The following is a 16,684-nucleotide window of genomic DNA, read 5'->3' as shown; positions in this document are numbered from 1 at the left end:
ATCTTATTGATTAACTTAAAAATTACAAAACGAATTTAAGTTTTTCTCTTTGGTTACAAAACCTTTGTTGATATTTGTGGATAAGTTTACTAGATATAAATAGAATGAGAAAGTTAAAAAATAACGAATTAGAGCGATTAAATATTGAAGAGTTTAAACAAGCAGAAAAAACGCCTATTGTTATTGTTTTAGATAATATTAGAAGTTTAAACAACATTGGTTCTGTTTTTAGAACAGCTGATGCTTTTTTAATTGAAAAAATATACTTGTGCGGTATTACTGCTAAACCGCCACATAAAGACATACAAAAAACAGCATTAGGTGCTACAGATAGTGTAGCTTGGGAGTATGTAAATGAAACTTTGCCTTTAATAGAGCAGTTAAAAAGCAATAGCTATGAAACACTTGCTGTAGAACAAGCAGAAAATGCTACTTTTTTAAATGATTTTAAAATAACTCAAAACCAAAAGTATGCACTAATTTTTGGTAATGAGGTTAAGGGCGTGGCACAAGATGTAGTTACAGCTAGTGATGTGGTTTTAGAAATTCCGCAATACGGTACAAAACACTCTTTAAATATTTCTGTAAGTGCAGGTGTTGTGGTTTGGGATTTGTGGTCTAAACTACAAGACAAATAAAACATTTTTTAGTTTTAAGGTATAAAAAAAGACCCAACTAAGTTGGGTCCATTATGTAGTTTGAGTTAGTTAGTTCCTCTGTTAAGAGATATGCAATTAAAGAAAACGTTTTGAATATTGCAAATAAATTGTGAAATAACTGTTAATTTAATACTCGGCTTTTTTTAAAGATTACGTAAAATGTAACCTTGTATTTCGTGTAAAATGTGCTCGTAATCAGCGTCATTAGCTACAAAGTCAAGGTCGCTAACATCTATAATAAAGGTATTTTGCTGCGGATAACTTTTTATGAAATCTAAATAACCTTTGTTAATTTTTTCTAGATAATCTGTCTGTATATCCTGTTCATATTCACGACCACGTTTTTTAATGTTGGCAATTAAGCGCTCTGTGTTTTGGTATAAGTATACAAAAACATCGGGCTTTTTTACATCTTTATACATTAAATCAAACAACTTACGGTATAGCTTAAATTCGTCTTGGTGTAAGGTTACTTTTGCAAATATGAGCGATTTAAAAATGTCATAATCACTAACCATAAAAGACCTAAATAAGTCTAGCTGAGATGTATCGTCTGAATATTGCTGGTAACGGTCTGCTAAAAAAGACATTTCTAACGGAAAAGCATACCTTGTTTGGTCTTCATAAAACTTGGGTAAAAATGGGTTATCTGCAAAGCGCTCTACAATTAATTTAGCATTGTAATCTTCAGAAATTTTATTAGCTAATGTTGTTTTACCAGCGCCAATGTTACCTTCTATGGCTAAAAACTGTGCTTTTGCTAGTAAACTTTCTCTGTTAGGGTATAATCTTCTTTCTGTGCGCTCTATAGCTCCTTTATCTTTACATTCCTGAAAAAGGTTTCTAGAATCTTTGTTTAATATTGGGTGGTAAAATTGCGGACCAATATCTGCAAGTGGGCGTAGTACAAAACTTCTAAATTGCAAGTTTGGGTGTGGTACCACTAATTTATCTGTGTTAATTACCTCTTTGCCGTAGTATATAATGTCTATATCTATGGTTCTGGCTTGGTATCCGGCTTCATCTGTACGTTGCCTACCTAGGTCATTTTCTATCTTTAAAATAATATCTAAAAGCTCAAACGCATCTTTAGTTGTTTTTATAGACACGCAGGCGTTTAAAAAGTCCGCAGACTCAAAACCCCATGATTGGCATTTGTATACTTTAGATATGCCTACTATTTCACCAGCTTTTTCCTTTAATAGAAAAATGGAATCTTGTAGGTTAACTATCTTATCACCTAAATTACTACCTATAGATAGGTATGCAGTTGTAACGTTCTTCTTCATTTAAAAACAAAGTAAATAAAATAGTTTTTAAGGCGCTATCTTAAAATTAAATATCTTTTTTGTAAAGGTATTAAAAGCTTAACTTAAGTATCTTTACAAATTAGTTGTAAATTAGAAAAGCAGATACTTTTTATGAATAAAACAGATAAAAAATTAGCCTTTAAAATATATTTATACTTAGGAGCACTTTTTATAACTTCCTTAGTGGTTTCTAATCTTATTTTTCAAAAATTTTTTATTTGGCAACCTTTTGGTGATGTTACTATTTTTGGAGCAACCTTGTTTGAGATTTCTGTGGGAGTACTTCCTTATCCGGTTACTTTTTTGTTAACCGATTTAATTTCTGAAATCTACGGTAAAAAAAGTGCCAACCAAATTGTTGTTGCTGGTATTTTTGCCTCGTTTTTTTCATTATTAATTGTGTATTTAGCATCTGCCTCAGAAGCTACTAGTTGGTCTCCTGTTAGCAATACTATGTTTAAGGATGTTTTTGGTAATACAATTTTGGCAGTTACAGCATCTATGTTGGCGTATTTATTTGCGCAATTTATAGATATACAGGTGTATCATTTCTGGAAAAAAATAACAAAAGGAAAGCATTTGTGGTTGCGTAACAATTTTTCTACTTTTTTCTCTCAGTTTGTAGATACCTGTACTGTTTTGCTGCTTTTGTGTTCTTTTGGAGAAATTAGTTGGGATAAATTTACAGGTTTGTTAATTAGCGGGTTTATTTTTAAGATAATTATAGCATTTGTAGACACCCCTTTCTTGTATTTATTCGTATATATAATGAGAAAAAGATTTAATTTAAAAATAAACCAAGAATTAACATTGGAGTCATAATAAAACAAGCTTAAAGTTGTTTTAATTGTAAGATTTATATCACAGCTTTAAAAAGGATAATGTATTTGCTTGGTTCAGCTAAATTTTAAAAAAGAAAAAATAGTTCTGTATGAAAAAGAAAATATTAAAAATTATAGGTGTTGTAGTATTGTTAATAGTAGTTTTATTAATTGCTGCACCTTTCTTTTTACAAGGCAAAATAGAAAAAATTATAAAGGATAAAGTAAACAATAATATAGAAGCTACATTAGACTTTGCTAGTGCAGACTTAAGTTTGTTTTCTAGTTTTCCTAATGCAAAGGTTACCATTAATGAGTTGGTGTTAACTAATAATGCACCTTTTAAAGGAGATACGCTTTTTGCATCTAAAGAAATTGCTTTAGATATGGCAATAACAGAACTTTTTAAAGATTCTTCTGAGGCTATTGGTATAAAAAGTTTAGCGGTAGATGGTGCTGCTTTAAATATTATTGTAAATAAAGATAGCATTGCTAATTATGATATTGCAAAAAAAGATACAGCAGAGCCTGTAGTTTCAGAAACAGAAGAAGAGGGTAGTAGCTTTACTTTGGCAATGGAGTCTTATAAAATTACCAACTCTAAAATTGTATATGTAGACCAAACTTCTGGTATGGCTTTAGCTTTAACAGATTTGCAGCACTCCGGTACAGGAGATTTATCCTTGGAGAAGTCTGAGTTAGATACCAAAACAAATGCATTGGTGTCTTTTGGTATGGGCGGAACAAATTACTTAAACAGAAATAAAGTTGGTTTAGATGCATTAATAGGAATAGATTTAAAAGAAAGTAAATTTTCTTTTTTAAAAAATGAGGCACTAGTAAACCAGTTGCCTTTGGTTTTTGATGGTTTTGTTAAAATTAATGAAGATAACCAAGAGGTAAATATTAATTTTAAAACGCTATCTAGTGAGTTTAAAAACTTTTTGGCATTAGTGCCAGAAGAGTATACTAAAAGTATTGAAAACGTAAAAACTACCGGGAAATTTACCGTTGAAGGTAAGTTAGATGGTATTGTAGACGAAACACATATTCCTAAATTTTCTGTAAAGCTAAATTCTGATAATGCGTCATTTAAATATCCAGACTTACCAAAGGCTGTAACTAATATATTTATAAATGCAGCTATAGATAATACAACTGGTTTGGTAGAAGACACTTCTGTTGATATTAAAAAATTAGCTTTTGCAATAGATCAAGATAGGTTTAACCTTAATTCTCAGATTACAGATTTAATGGGTAATACTAAGGTAAAAGCGCATTTAGATGGTAATATGAACTTGGCTAACATATCACAAGCTTACCCTGTGCCTGCAGATTTAAATTTAAAAGGAATACTTAAAGCAGATGTTTCTACAGCTTTTGATATGGCTTCTATAGAAAAGGAACAATATCAAAACACAACTACAAGTGGTACTTTAGACTTAAAAGATTTTGAGTACAACTCTAACGAACTTAAAAACCCGGTAGAGATTACAACTACATCTTTAACTTTTAACCCAGAAACTGTTTCTTTAAATGATTTTCAGGGGAAAACAGGTAAGACCGATTTTTCAGCCAAGGGTACAATTACAAACTTATTAGGTTTTATGTTTAAGGATGAAAAGGTAAAAGGAGATTTTGCTTTAAATTCTAATACATTTGCTTTAAATGATTTTATGGTTGATGAGGTTGAGGAAACAGAAAAATCAACTGAAAAAACAGAAGAGAAGCAAACTGTAGCTGATGAAAAATTAAAAATACCATCGTTTTTAGATGCTACAATTACTGCCAATGCAAATACAGTTTTGTATGATAATTTAACACTTAAAGATGTAAAAGGTACATTAAGAGTAAAAGATGAAACTGCCACGTTATCTAATATGACTACGTCTTTATTTGGCGGAAAAATGGCATTTAATGGAGAGGTTTCTACCAAAAATGATGCAGCAACTTTTGCGATGAATTTAGGAATGAATCAGTTTAACATAAGTCAGGCTCTAAAAGGTTTAGAAATGTTAGAGGTTTTAGCTCCTGTTGCAAAAATTATTAGAGGTAATTTAAATTCAGACATTTCTATAGCTGGTAATTTAAAAGATGATTTTACTCCAGATTTAGCTACAATTTCTGGTAAGGTGTTGGCAGAGTTAATGCAGACAGAGTTAGGCGGTAAACAAGAAAAATTTGTAACTGCTTTAAGTGATAAATTAAGCTTTTTAAAACCTGAAAAATTAAACTTAAACGGACTAAAAACGGCTTTGACTTTTGATAATGGAAAGGTGGCAGTAAAGCCATTTAAGCTTAATTACGGAGATATTGTAATGAATGTTGCAGGTAGTCATACATTTGATAGTAAATTGGCATACAACGCAACTGTAGAGGTGCCTGCTAAATATTTAGGTAGTGATGTAACCAAGTTAATTGCAAAAATTGATGATAAAAAATTAGAAGACTTAACTATACCGGTTACAGCTAATATTGGTGGTGATTTTACAAGTCCTGAGGTGAAAACAGACTTAACTAGTGGTGTTAAAAACTTAACAAGTCAGTTAATAGAAATAGAAAAACAAAAATTAATTGCCAAAGGAAAAGATAAAGCAACTAGTGTTATTAGTGATTTGTTAAACAAAAATAAATCTAAAACAGACTCTTTAACTCAAGATGATGCTAAAACGTCGGTAGTAAAAGATGTTGTAGGTGGTTTATTAGGTAAAAAAGATACTACTGCAGTAAAAAAGGATACAGCAACTAGTACCAAACAAGAAACCCAAAAAGAAGCTGTAAAAGAAATTTTAGGCGGCTTGTTTGGTAAAAAGAAAAAGGAAACAGAAAAGGATACTACTAAGCAATAGTTAAGCTTACGTAGTAACCTTCGTTACTTCTAATATTAAAAACGGTATTGTCTTCAAAAATTAGGTACTGGCCTTTAATGCCTTTTAATGTGCCTTTGTATACAGGTGTTTTATCCAGATTAAGACTTTTTACTTTTTCTGGATATTGCATTACCGGAAATTCTAGATGAGTTTCCTGGTTGTCCTCTATAAAATACTGTGTAGCTTCTTTTGGTATATATTGTTTTAATTTGTTACGCCATTCAATTAAATTTTCGTCATCTACAGTATTGGTAAGCATTTTACGCCAATTGGTTTTGTCTGCAACGTGTTCTTTTAGTGCAACTTCGGTTATGCCTGCTAAATAACGGTTTGGTACTTCTACAATTTCTATAGCTTCATGAGCTCCTTGGTCTATCCACCTTGTTGGTACTTGGGCTTTACGTGTAACACCTACTTTTACATTGCTAGAGTTTGCTAAATAAACAATATGCGGTTGTAGTTGAACTTTTTTTTCATAAGCTAAATCACGATCTTCTTGGTCTAAATGAGCTTTGCTTAACTCGGGTCTCATAATCCAATCTCCAGCCGTTGGGATCTCAAAAAAGCACGATTTGCAAAAGCCTTGTCTGTATATGGGCTTGTCTAACTTACAGTTAAGACATTGGTGTTTTATAAAAGAAATTTCTACAGATTTGTTTAAAATCTGATTTACATTTAAAAAGTCATTCTCAAAAACTAAATAATATTGTATAGGGTTTCCGTTCTCGGTTTGCATTTTTTGTAAAACACCTTGGTACTGCATAAAATGTATTTGAATATTAAAGTTGTATAGGCTATTTTTATCAAAATAACCACTGAAATTTTTCAGGATAAAGATACCTAAAAATGTCAATACCTTTTGTTAATTCTATTGCTTCTTGGTTGCTTAAAAAGCGGTATCATCAAATAGAACTCTTTTTAAAATACCCAGCTGAAGTTCAGGAAGAAGTAATGTTTAAACTGCTTAGTATTGCTAAAGATACCGAAGTTGGTAGGCAATATAATTTTGCTTCTATTACCAATTACAAAGAATTTGCAGAGCGTTTGCCAATAGTTTCTTATGAAGAAGTAGAGCCTTTTATAGAGCGAACTAGAAAAGGAGAACAAAATATTTTTTGGCCTACAAGTATAAAATGGTTTGCTAAAAGTAGTGGTACTACCAATGCTAAAAGTAAGTTTATACCTGTAAGTTCAGAGGCTTTGGAAGATTGTCATTACAAGTCTGGTAAAGATTTGTTGTGTTTATACCTTAATAATAATGAAAACTCCCAATTATTTACAGGAAAAAGTTTGCGCTTGGGTGGTAGTAAAGAGTTGTATGAAGATAACGGTAGTTTTTTTGGAGATTTATCTGCTATTTTAATTGATAATATGCCTTTTTGGGCAGAGTTGAGTAGTACGCCAAGTAACAAGGTGTCTTTAATGAGTGAGTGGGAGACTAAGTTAAATGCAATTATTAATGAAAGTAAGTTAGAAAACGTTACCAGTTTGGCTGGTGTGCCTTCTTGGATGTTGGTGTTGTTAAATAATATGTTAGAGCAAACAGGTAAAAATCATTTGTTTGAGATTTGGGAAAACCTAGAAGTGTATTTTCATGGAGGAGTAAGTTTTAGTCCGTATAAAGACCAGTATAAAGCACTGTTGCCTCGTAAGCAATTTAATTACTACGAAATATACAATGCATCTGAAGGCTTTTTTGCAATACAAGACAGAAACAATGCGGATGATTTATTGCTTATGCTTGACTATGGCATTTTTTATGAATTTATACCAATGGATTCTTATGGCTTAGAAGACCAGAAAGTGGTAGCGTTGTGGGATGTTGAGTTGCATAAAAACTATGCAATTATAATTACAACTAATGCTGGTTTATGGCGTTACAAAATAGGAGATACGGTAAGGTTTACTTCTGTTAGTCCGTATAGAATTAAAATTACTGGTCGTACCAAGCACCATATAAATGTTTTTGGAGAGGAGTTAATTATAGAAAATGCTGAAGAATCTCTAAAAAAGGTGTGTAAAAAAACAGGAGCACAGATAAAAGATTATACAGTTGCTCCAATATTTATGGTAGGTAAAGAAAAAGGAGCTCACGAGTGGATTATAGAATTTAGAAAGGAGCCTAAAGATGTTAATCATTTTACAGAATTGTTAGATAATGCTTTAAAATCTTTAAATTCTGATTATGAAGCCAAGCGTTATAATAATATTACGCTAACAATGCCTAAAGTACACAGTGCCAGACAGAATCTTTTTTATGACTGGTTAAAAGATAGAAACAAATTAGGAGGACAACATAAAATACCTAGATTGTCTAATAAAAGGGTCTATATCGATGAATTGCTTCTAATGAACAAATAAATTGGCTTATTTACGGGTTAATTATCATATTGCAATATATAAACCTAACCAGTATATAAAACTATAAATTATGAATTCAGAAAGACTAGTTGTTTTGTCAGATATGTGGGGTCCAAAAAAAGGAATGTGGATAACATCTTACCTGGCATACTTGCAACAGTATTATGATATTGAGTATTATGATATTCAGCAATTGGCAAATGTAAATTTGCTAAAACAAACAGAGAAAAATATACACAGCGCTTTTGTAGAAGGAGGTATTGATACAGCTGTATCTCATTTGTTAAAAAAAGAAACTAAACCAGCTCACTACCTTGCTTTTAGTATGGGGGGTTCTATTGCTTGGAAGGCAAACTTAAAAGGTTTGCCTATGAAATCTTTATATGCAGTGTCTGCAACAAGAATACGCAAAGAAGTGGAGCGTGTAGATGTAGATGTAAAAATGCTTTTTGGTAGTAAAGATTTGTACAGGCCTTCTGCAAAATGGTCTGAAACTATTGGAGTAGATTTAGAAGTTGTAGATAATTATGGTCATGAAATGTACTCTGACTCAGAAATTATTAAAAAAGTAAGCTTAGATCTTTTAAAAAAAGTAATGGTAAAACCAGAACAAGTTAAGAAAGAGGCTAAGGTTAAAGTATTAGCAAAAAAAATATCCTAAAGCATACTTTAGGATATTTATAATATAGTTTTTAAAAGCCGTTTTGTTATGAAACGGCTTTTAGTTTTTTTACTGTCTCGTAAGATAGTTTTTGCTCTGCGTACTCTTGTGTTACTTTAAACTCTTTGTCTTGGCTACTTGGTAGCTCAAACATAGCATCTGTAAAAATTGCTTCACATAAAGAACGTAAACCTCTTGCTCCTAATTTGTACTCTATAGCTTTAGAAACAACAAAATCTAAGGCTTTGTCTGTTATAGAGAACTTAATGTCGTCCATAGCAAAAAGCTTTTCATATTGCTTTATAATAGCGTTTTTAGGTTCTGTAAGTATTGCGCGTAACGTTTTCTCGTCTAACGGGTTCATATGCGTTAAAACTGGTAAACGGCCAATAATTTCAGGAATTAAACCAAACTCTTTTAAGTCTTTTGGAATAATGTATTGTAAAATGTTAGTGTTGTCTACATTGTCATCTAATTTAGATGCGCTGTAACCTACTGCTTGCATATTTAAACGCTTTGTTATAATACGTTCTATACCGTCAAAAGCACCACCAGCAATAAATAATATGTTTTCTGTGTTAACTTCAATAAATTTTTGATCAGGGTGTTTACGTCCTCCTTTAGGCGGAACATTAACAACAGTACCTTCTAAAAGTTTTAATAAACCTTGTTGTACGCCTTCGCCAGATACATCTCTAGTAATAGAAGGGTTATCGCTTTTACGAGCAATTTTATCAATCTCATCTATAAAAACAATACCACGTTCTGCTTTTTCTAAATTGTAATCTGCAGCTTGTAAAAGACGTGTAAGTAAACTTTCTACATCTTCACCAACATAACCGGCTTCTGTTAATACGGTAGCATCTACAATAGCTAAAGGTACATTAAGCATTTTGGCAATTGTTTTGGCCATTAATGTTTTACCAGTACCAGTTTGCCCAGCCATTACAATGTTACTTTTTTGTATTTCTACATCGTCATCTGCACTAGAAGGCTGTAATAATCTTTTGTAGTGGTTGTATACTGCTACAGACATTACTTTTTTTGTACGTTCTTGTCCTATAATAAAAGTATCTAAAAACGCTTTTATTTCCATAGGTTTTTTTAGAACCAATTCTGCAGATAAACTGTCTGTTTTAGACTGTTTAGTATCTTCTATAACAATACCATATGCTTGCTCTATGCAACGGTCACAAATATGTGCACCTTCACCTGCAATTAATATGTTTGTTTCTGCTTTGGTTCTTTTACAAAAAGAACATTCTAAATTTTCCTTTGCCATAAGTCTACTTCTTCTCTTTTAGAGTAAGGTGTTTATTAGTCGGTTTTAGTTCTTTTCCCTTACTAATATTTCGTCTATCATACCGTATTTCTTGGCTTCATCAGCCTTCATCCAGTAATCTCTATCACTGTCATTGCTAACCTTGTCAAAAGTTTGGCCAGAGTGCGTTGCTATAATATTGTACAACTCATCTTTTAACTTTAGTATTTCTCTTGCTGTAATTTCTATATCGCTAGCTTGCCCTTGTGCGCCACCTAATGGTTGGTGAATCATAACACGAGAGTGAGTTAAACCACTACGTTTTCCTTTTTCACCTGCGCAAAGTAAAACGGCACCCATAGATGCTGCCATACCAGTACAAATTGTTGCAACGTCTGGTTTAATAAATTGCATAGTGTCATAAATACCTAATCCAGCGTAAACACTACCTCCTGGAGAGTTAATGTATATTTGTATGTCTTTAGATGCATCTGCACTTTCTAAAAACAATAATTGTGCTTGTACTATGTTAGCAACTTGGTCATTAATACCGGTTCCTAAAAATATAATTCTATCCATCATTAATCTAGAGAAAACATCCATTGCAATAGCATTTAGTTGTCTTTCTTCAATAATGTTAGGCGTCATATTGCTTGGGTACATTGTACTTAATATTTTATCATAGTACATGCTGTTTATCCCTTGGTCCTTTATGGCGTAGTTCTTAAATTCTTTTCCGTAGTCCATATGTAGTATTTGGTATTTTTAAATAAAAAAGGTGCCGAAAATTTATACTTTCGGCACCGTAAATATACTTATTTTTTTTAGTGACGACCTATAGTGTAATTTGCTTTTAAAGCTATTTGCTATAGTTTGATACTAAATTTAACGGAATTTTTTGTTTTACCATATATGTGCTAGTGTTTTTTTAACAATGCACAGGGTAAAATTTATTCTTTTCCGTAAACTTCTTTAATAAAATCGTCATAAGAAAGCTCCTTAACTTTAAGGTTTGCTTTTTCTTTGTAAAGCGTTAATAATTTTTGACTCATTAACTGCTCAGACAATCTTTTAACTTCATCTTGGTTAGACATAATTCTTCCGGCTATATTGTCTAATTCTTCTTCAGCAGGATTTAATTGTCCGTATTGTGCCATTTGAGATTTAATAAAGCCTTTAGCAAATTCTTTAAGCTCATCAAACTCAACTTGAAGATTGTTTTCTTGTATTATTTTACCTTCAATTAATTGGTAACGTAAACCTTTTTCAGATTTTTCAAATTCAGCAGCAGCTTCTTCTTCTGTTAATGGCTTTTCACCTGTCATTTGAATCCATTTTTTTAAGAATTCAGTAGGTAAATCAAACTTTACATTTTCAATAAAGTTTTCAGTAATGTCATTTAACAATTTTTGATCTGCTTGTTGCTCAAATTGCTTTTCTGTATCTTCTTTTATTTTTTCTCTAAGTTCTTTTTCAGAAGTAATTTTTTCTTCTCCAAATAACTTGTCAAACAACTCTTGGTTCATTTCTGCAGGCTCACGTTCGTTAATTTCTTCAATTGTAAACGTAACCTCTGTATTTAAATCAGCAGTTTTATCAGCAGCTAAACCTAAAGCACTAGAAAGTTGGTAATCTTCTTTAAAAAGGCCTTTAGTTTTTAATGTAACAACATCACCAACTTTTTTGCCAACTAAAGCATCTAAAGCTTTTTTAGCTTTAACATTACTTAGTTCTATAGTTGTTTTATTGTTAATTTCTTCTTCTTCGTTAGCAAAAACTCCAGTTACTTCATCTTTTTTAGATACTTCAGTTTTAGAGATAAGTTTTCCGTATTGCTTACCAATACGTTCTACTTGCTCATCTATCATTTTTTTATCTGCAACTATTTTATATTGAGTAATTGCTTTTTTGGTCTTAATTGGAGCTTCAAATTCTGGAGCTAAACCTAATTCAAATTCAAAATCTAGATTTTCTGCATCCCAGTTAAAATCATCTTGTTGCTTAGGTAATGGGTTACCAAGAACATCTAACTTTTCTTCAGTTAAGTATTTGTTTAGGTTGTCTTGTATAAGTTTGTTTACTTCGTCTACTAAAACAGCCTTACCGTATTGTTTTTTAATAAGGCCCATTGGTACATGTCCTTTTCTAAAACCTGGTATGTTTGCTTGCTTTCTATAATCATTAAGAATTGCTTGTACCTTATCTTGGTAATCCTCTTTAGTGATAGCAACTTTCACAACTGCATTTAATGCATCAATCTGCTCTTTTGTAATATTCATTTCTTGAATCTGATTTTACTTAAATAAAATGGGCTGCAAAAATAGTACTTTTTAATTACGTCTACAACTTTTTAAATTGTTGTAATACAAAAGACTATGTTATTTTTCTTTATCGGTTTTTAAGATAGAAAATAATATGGATTGTAATAATGATAATAATAAGCTAAATACAATAGCCCATAGCCAACTATCTACCGTAAATCCTGACACAAAATAGCCTGCTAATTTTATAATACATGCGTTTATAACTAGTAAAAATAAACCTAGTGTTACAATTGTTACTGGTAAAGTTAATATTACAAGTAATGGTTTAATAAAAAAGTTTAGTAGACTTAATACCACTGCAACAATTATTGCGGTAGTGTAGCTGTCTACACCAATGCCTGGTAAAACTTTAGATAGTACAACAACAGCAATGGCGCTTAATAGTATGCGTAGTATAGTTTTCATAGCTTATAATTTTTTAAATTAACTTTTTATAAAGGTAAGCGATTTTTCTAAGAATTCTTTAGGGTTTTCTGCGTGTAACCAATGCCCGGCATTGGTTATAGTTTGTATGTCTGCATTTGGAAAATGTGTTTTTATAACATCTGTATCTAACGGAGATATATACTCAGATTTATCGCCTCTTAAAAACAATGTTGGTTTGTTGTATGTGGCAGAAGCATCTATGTTTTCTCCAATTTGTTCCATACGTTCTGCTAAAACGTCTAAGTTAAACCTAAAGCCTAATTTTCCTTTTTCTACCCAATATAAATTTTTTAATAAAAATTGACGTACACCTGCATTAGATATGTGTTTAGCTAACTCATTACTAGCTTCTGTTCTAGAGCTAGTGGTGTTAAGATCTAATGCTTTTAAACCATTAATTATTTCATGATGGTGTGGTGGGTAAAACTTTGGTGCTATGTCTGCAATTAGTAATTTGTTAACCAATTCTGGATAGCTACAGGCCAATTGCATAGCTGTTTTACCACCCATAGAATGGCCAAGAACAATACAGTTTTGTAAATTATGCTCTGTAATGTATTGTTTAATGTCGTTTGCAAGAATGTCATAATTAAACTCGGTAGAGTGAAAACTTTTACCGTGGTTGCGCTGGTCTATTAAATGTACTTGTAAGCCTTCCTCTGCATATTTATTGCCTAGGGTTTTCCAATTGTTAGACATTCCTAAAAATCCGTGTAAAATTAGCAAAGGTTGTCCTTCTCCAAGTATTTTAGAATGTAGTGTTGGCATTATTTTAGTTTGTTTAAGTACATATTTACAACATTTTCTAGCCCAAGGTAAAGCGATTCGCTAATTAATGCGTGGCCAATAGAAACTTCTAATAAATGCGGTACTTTTTCTTTAAAAAACGCAATGTTGTCTAAACTTAAATCATGACCAGCATTTATGCCTAAGTTTAATTTGTGAGCTAAAATTGCAGCATCTGTAAATGGTTGTACGCCATTTTTATTGCCTTCAGCGTAAGCATCAGCATAGCTTTCTGTGTATAGCTCAATACGGTCTGTGCCTGTTTCAGCAGCACCTTCAACCATTTTTAAATCTGCATTTACAAAAATAGATGTTCTAATATTATGGGCTTTAAAAGTTGCAATAACATCTTTTAAAAAATCTTTATGCTTTATTGTGTCCCAGCCAGCGTTACTTGTAATAGCATCTACAGCGTCTGGCACCAAAGTTACTTGTGTAGGTTGTGTTTCTAACACTAAATCTACAAACTTTTTAATAGGGTTGCCTTCTATATTAAATTCTGTGGTAACAATCTTTTTTAAATCTCGCGCATCTTGGTATCTAATATGCCTTTCATCTGGTCTTGGATGTATAGTTATGCCTTCTGCTCCAAAAGACTCTATATCTGTTGCTACTTTACATAAATTAGGTACATTGCCTCCTCTAGAGTTTCTTAAAGTGGCAATTTTATTTACGTTTACGCTTAATTTTGTCATTTTTATTTTATTTAGCTAGTGCAAAAATACAAATAAGGAATAGCTTTTGTTATTACTTTGTTAAGGTTTTTTATTTTTATTAAATGCCTTGGTATTTATAACCTTGGTCGAAAAAATTATTATTAATTTGCAGTAATATTTTAAGCTATGCAGATACAGTCTAACATATTAACAACAATTCCTACATTCTCTATAAATGACAGTATGGAAGAGGTAATTCGTTTTTTTAAAACAACTACTTTTTCACATGTTGCAGTTGTAGATGATAATAGATTGATAGGTATGATTGCCGAAAATGATTTTAAATCTTTTGAAAAAGGCAAAAAAATTGAAGATTACAAATATCAATTAGAAAATTTTACAGTAAACTCAGATACATCATGGTTAGATGTTTTAGAAGTTTTTTCTAAAAATGATGCTAATATTTTACCTGTTTTAGATAAAAACGAAGCCTTTGTTGGTTATTATGATTTAACAGATATTGTAGCTTTGTTTATTGGAACACCTTTTTTTACAGAACCAGGTGGTATTTTGGTTGTAGCAAAAGGAATGTCTGATTATTCTTTTAGCGAAGTAGCGCAAATTGTAGAAAGTAACAATGCAAAATTGTACGGTGCTTTTATTACTGAAATAGAAAATGATGTTGTGCAAATTACATTAAAAATTACTTCTGCCAATTTAAATGAAATTACACAATCTTTTAGGCGTTACAACTATAGTATTTTATTTGGTAATGATGATGATCTTTTTCTGCAAGATTTAAAAGAGCGTTCTAATTATTTAGACAAATACCTAAACGTATAAGTGTATGAAAGTTGCCATTTACGGACAAACTTATAATGATGATACTGTAGATTATGTATGTGAACTTTTAAGCGAGTTAAAACTACATAATGCCAATATTAGTTTTGAAAAAGATTTTTACAATTTTGTAACAGCCTCAAAAGAAATTGAAGATTTTTCAATTTTTACAGAAAATAGTGGTTTAGACGCTTCTTTTGATATGTTTGTGAGTTTTGGAGGAGACGGTACAATATTGCGTGCCATTACCTTTGTAAAAGATTTAGGCATACCAATTGTAGGAGTAAACACAGGGCGACTAGGGTTTTTGTCAACCTTTAAAAAAGAAGATGTAAAAAAAGTAGTGCAAGAGTTTGTTGCTAAAGATTATACTATTGTAGACAGGAGTTTGGTGGCGGTAACATCTAATGTAAATATACCAGAATTTAATGCTATTAATTTTGCTCTTAATGAGGTTACTGTAAGTAGAAAAGATACCACATCTATGATTACTGTAGAGACCTCTTTAAATAACGAGTATTTAAACTCGTACTGGGCAGATGGTTTAATAGTTTCTACACCAACCGGTTCTACAGGATACTCTTTAAGTTGTGGAGGCCCTGTAATTACACCTACTGCAAAATCTTTAGTAATAACACCTATAGCACCTCATAATTTAAATGCAAGACCACTGGTTATTTCAGATAATACTGTGGTGAAATTAAAAGTGTCTGGCAGAGAAAAAAACCATTTACTTTCTTTAGATTCTAGAATAGTAACATTAGAGAACGGAACAGAGATTACTGTAAAAAAAGCAGACTTTACTGTTAAGTTAATTGAGTACACATCAGAAAGCTTTTTAAAAACCCTACGCAATAAACTTTTGTGGGGAGAAGATAAGCGTAATTAATTGTCTGTTAAACAATAAATGTGCTATAAAACTGTTATTCAATGAAGAGAACAGAGGTGTAATAATTAGGATTCTACTAAAATCTAATATTATTATATTTGCAAACTTTTAGGATTTATGAGAATATTTATTGCTATTCTATTATTTTTTATTTTAGGCAACGCCAGCGCGCAAACTTATGAAGTTGGTGTGCTAACAGGTGGTTTAAATAATATTGGCGACGTTGGTAGAACCAATTATATAAGTCCAAGCGGATTTGCTTACGGTGGTATTTTTAAATGGAATAAAAGTAAACGTTATGCTTGGCGTGCTAGTATACTTCATGGTAAGTTTGTTGCAGATGATTTAAAGTCCGACTTAGCTTACAGACAAAAAAGACAATTAAAAATGGAGAACACTATTACAGAGTTCTCTGCAGGTTTAGAAGTTAATTTTGTAGAGTACAATTTACATAAATTAGGTCCGGCTTTTACTCCTTATTTATACACAGGTGTTACCTATTTTAGGTATGATTATAATTACTTTGAAGTTGGTTTTCTGCAAGATTTAGATCAGCGTGAAGGAGATTTTGCTATTCCAATGACAGTTGGTTTAAAGTATAGATTAAATCAATTTTTTATCTTAGGCGCCGAAATAGGTGCTAGATACACGTTTACAGACAATTTAGACGCTAGTAATCCAGAAAAAGCAAACGTTGCAACCCTTATAGATCCTAAATTTGGAAATATTTTTAGTGATGATTGGTATGTTTTTTCAGGTTTTACACTAACTTACACCTTTGGTAGAAAACCGTGCTCAGATTGTTTTGAGTAAATTATAC

At 31.5% G+C, this 16,684-nt stretch carries 16 protein-coding genes; 8 read left to right on the top strand and 8 right to left on the bottom strand.

Features of this window, described 5'->3' with window-relative positions:
* Nucleotides 1-104: 104 nt before the first annotated feature.
* Nucleotides 105-638 (top strand): RNA methyltransferase, encoded by a 534-nt coding sequence (locus KLA_RS01535; protein WP_013621497.1) that lies wholly within the window; start codon nt 105-107, stop codon nt 636-638.
* A gap of 164 nt (nt 639-802) precedes the next feature.
* Here the strand turns inward: KLA_RS01535 and folK are convergent, their stop codons facing one another.
* Nucleotides 803-1,948 carry a 2-amino-4-hydroxy-6-hydroxymethyldihydropteridine diphosphokinase gene (gene folK / locus KLA_RS01530; RefSeq protein WP_034643102.1) on the bottom strand — a complete coding sequence of 382 codons (1,146 nt, stop codon included), beginning with the start codon at nt 1,946-1,948 and terminating at the stop codon, nt 803-805.
* 132 nt (nt 1,949-2,080) lie between these two features.
* Here folK and KLA_RS01525 point away from each other — a divergent pair, with 132 nt between their 5' ends.
* Nucleotides 2,081-2,791 (top strand): queuosine precursor transporter, encoded by a 711-nt coding sequence (locus KLA_RS01525; protein ID WP_013621499.1) that lies wholly within the window; start codon nt 2,081-2,083, stop codon nt 2,789-2,791.
* A 109-nt stretch (nt 2,792-2,900) separates the two neighbouring features.
* Nucleotides 2,901-5,639 carry an AsmA-like C-terminal region-containing protein gene (locus tag KLA_RS01520; protein WP_034643099.1) on the top strand — a complete coding sequence of 913 codons (2,739 nt, stop codon included), beginning with the start codon at nt 2,901-2,903 and terminating at the stop codon, nt 5,637-5,639.
* On the opposite strand, the gene KLA_RS01515 is transcribed toward KLA_RS01520, so the two are convergent.
* Nucleotides 5,629-6,423, bottom strand: a complete 795-nt coding sequence (locus tag KLA_RS01515) for a DUF2797 domain-containing protein (protein WP_013621501.1) — start codon at nt 6,421-6,423, stop codon at nt 5,629-5,631. The two genes, KLA_RS01520 and KLA_RS01515, sit on opposite strands and share 11 nt — an antisense overlap.
* Before the next feature lie 83 nt (nt 6,424-6,506).
* Here KLA_RS01515 and KLA_RS01510 point away from each other — a divergent pair, with 83 nt between their 5' ends.
* The gene (locus tag KLA_RS01510; protein WP_034643095.1) at nt 6,507-8,021 is read left to right on the top strand and encodes a GH3 auxin-responsive promoter family protein; all 1,515 of its coding nucleotides are present in this window, start codon (nt 6,507-6,509) and stop codon (nt 8,019-8,021) included.
* 70 nt (nt 8,022-8,091) lie between these two features.
* A complete protein-coding gene (locus KLA_RS01505; RefSeq protein WP_013621503.1) occupies nt 8,092-8,682 on the top strand; it encodes a hypothetical protein in 591 nt (196 codons plus the stop codon).
* A gap of 46 nt (nt 8,683-8,728) precedes the next feature.
* On the opposite strand, the gene clpX is transcribed toward KLA_RS01505, so the two are convergent.
* The 6 genes from clpX to KLA_RS01475 form a co-directional block, all read right to left on the bottom strand.
* A complete protein-coding gene (gene clpX, locus KLA_RS01500) occupies nt 8,729-9,964 on the bottom strand; it encodes an ATP-dependent Clp protease ATP-binding subunit ClpX (protein WP_013621504.1) in 1,236 nt (411 codons plus the stop codon).
* Between the two features lie 45 nt (nt 9,965-10,009).
* Nucleotides 10,010-10,690 (bottom strand): ATP-dependent Clp endopeptidase proteolytic subunit ClpP, encoded by a 681-nt coding sequence (gene clpP / locus KLA_RS01495; RefSeq protein WP_013621505.1) that lies wholly within the window; start codon nt 10,688-10,690, stop codon nt 10,010-10,012.
* 203 nt (nt 10,691-10,893) lie between these two features.
* Nucleotides 10,894-12,222: a trigger factor gene (tig, locus tag KLA_RS01490; RefSeq protein WP_034643092.1), complete on the bottom strand. Its 1,329-nt coding sequence runs from the start codon at nt 12,220-12,222 to the stop codon at nt 10,894-10,896.
* Nucleotides 12,223-12,321: 99 nt separating this feature from the next.
* Nucleotides 12,322-12,672: a phage holin family protein gene (locus KLA_RS01485; protein WP_013621506.1), complete on the bottom strand. Its 351-nt coding sequence runs from the start codon at nt 12,670-12,672 to the stop codon at nt 12,322-12,324.
* A gap of 18 nt (nt 12,673-12,690) precedes the next feature.
* The gene (locus KLA_RS01480; RefSeq protein WP_034643090.1) at nt 12,691-13,461 is read right to left on the bottom strand and encodes an alpha/beta fold hydrolase; all 771 of its coding nucleotides are present in this window, start codon (nt 13,459-13,461) and stop codon (nt 12,691-12,693) included.
* Nucleotides 13,461-14,174, bottom strand: a complete 714-nt coding sequence (locus KLA_RS01475; RefSeq protein ID WP_013621508.1) for a pyridoxine 5'-phosphate synthase — start codon at nt 14,172-14,174, stop codon at nt 13,461-13,463. Before KLA_RS01475 ends, KLA_RS01480 begins: the two co-directional genes overlap by 1 nt.
* 147 nt (nt 14,175-14,321) lie before the next feature.
* On the opposite strand from KLA_RS01475, the gene KLA_RS01470 reads away from it, so the two are divergent.
* The 3 genes from KLA_RS01470 (at nt 14,322) to KLA_RS01460 (ending at nt 16,677) form a co-directional block, all read left to right on the top strand.
* The gene (locus KLA_RS01470; protein WP_013621509.1) at nt 14,322-14,978 is read left to right on the top strand and encodes a CBS domain-containing protein; all 657 of its coding nucleotides are present in this window, start codon (nt 14,322-14,324) and stop codon (nt 14,976-14,978) included.
* A 4-nt stretch (nt 14,979-14,982) separates the two neighbouring features.
* Entirely contained in the window at nt 14,983-15,864 is an 882-nt protein-coding gene (locus KLA_RS01465; protein ID WP_013621510.1) for an NAD kinase, read from the top strand.
* Nucleotides 15,865-15,981: 117 nt separating this feature from the next.
* On the top strand, nt 15,982-16,677 hold the full coding sequence (locus KLA_RS01460) for a DUF6089 family protein (RefSeq protein WP_013621511.1): 696 nt from the start codon (nt 15,982-15,984) through the stop codon (nt 16,675-16,677).
* Nucleotides 16,678-16,684 lie beyond the last annotated feature (7 nt).

Origin of the sequence: Cellulophaga geojensis KL-A (assembly GCF_000568425.1) — a bacterium.
GTDB lineage: Bacteria > Bacteroidota > Bacteroidia > Flavobacteriales > Flavobacteriaceae > Cellulophaga > Cellulophaga lytica.
Note: the sequence above shows the minus strand (reverse complement) of the source record. Positions and strands in the feature narration are given on the sequence as shown.

Bases quoted from the DNA above. Each gene is read 5' to 3' on its own strand.
- clpX (WP_013621504.1), bottom strand. From the start codon at position 9,964: ATGGCAAAGGAAAATTTAGAATGTTCTTTTTGTAAAAGAACCAAAGCA.
- KLA_RS01465 (WP_013621510.1), top strand. From the start codon at position 14,983: ATGAAAGTTGCCATTTACGGACAAACTTATAATGATGATACTGTAGAT.
- KLA_RS01515 (WP_013621501.1), bottom strand. From the start codon at position 6,423: ATGCAGTACCAAGGTGTTTTACAAAAAATGCAAACCGAGAACGGAAAC.
- KLA_RS01520 (WP_034643099.1), top strand. From the start codon at position 2,901: ATGAAAAAGAAAATATTAAAAATTATAGGTGTTGTAGTATTGTTAATA.
- KLA_RS01470 (WP_013621509.1), top strand. From the start codon at position 14,322: ATGCAGATACAGTCTAACATATTAACAACAATTCCTACATTCTCTATA.
- KLA_RS01525 (WP_013621499.1), top strand. From the start codon at position 2,081: ATGAATAAAACAGATAAAAAATTAGCCTTTAAAATATATTTATACTTA.
- tig (WP_034643092.1), bottom strand. From the start codon at position 12,222: ATGAATATTACAAAAGAGCAGATTGATGCATTAAATGCAGTTGTGAAA.
- KLA_RS01510 (WP_034643095.1), top strand. From the start codon at position 6,507: ATGTCAATACCTTTTGTTAATTCTATTGCTTCTTGGTTGCTTAAAAAG.
- KLA_RS01535 (WP_013621497.1), top strand. From the start codon at position 105: ATGAGAAAGTTAAAAAATAACGAATTAGAGCGATTAAATATTGAAGAG.
- KLA_RS01475 (WP_013621508.1), bottom strand. From the start codon at position 14,174: ATGACAAAATTAAGCGTAAACGTAAATAAAATTGCCACTTTAAGAAAC.
- KLA_RS01485 (WP_013621506.1), bottom strand. From the start codon at position 12,672: ATGAAAACTATACTACGCATACTATTAAGCGCCATTGCTGTTGTTGTA.
- KLA_RS01480 (WP_034643090.1), bottom strand. From the start codon at position 13,461: ATGCCAACACTACATTCTAAAATACTTGGAGAAGGACAACCTTTGCTA.
- folK (WP_034643102.1), bottom strand. From the start codon at position 1,948: ATGAAGAAGAACGTTACAACTGCATACCTATCTATAGGTAGTAATTTA.
- clpP (WP_013621505.1), bottom strand. From the start codon at position 10,690: ATGGACTACGGAAAAGAATTTAAGAACTACGCCATAAAGGACCAAGGG.
- KLA_RS01505 (WP_013621503.1), top strand. From the start codon at position 8,092: ATGAATTCAGAAAGACTAGTTGTTTTGTCAGATATGTGGGGTCCAAAA.
- KLA_RS01460 (WP_013621511.1), top strand. From the start codon at position 15,982: ATGAGAATATTTATTGCTATTCTATTATTTTTTATTTTAGGCAACGCC.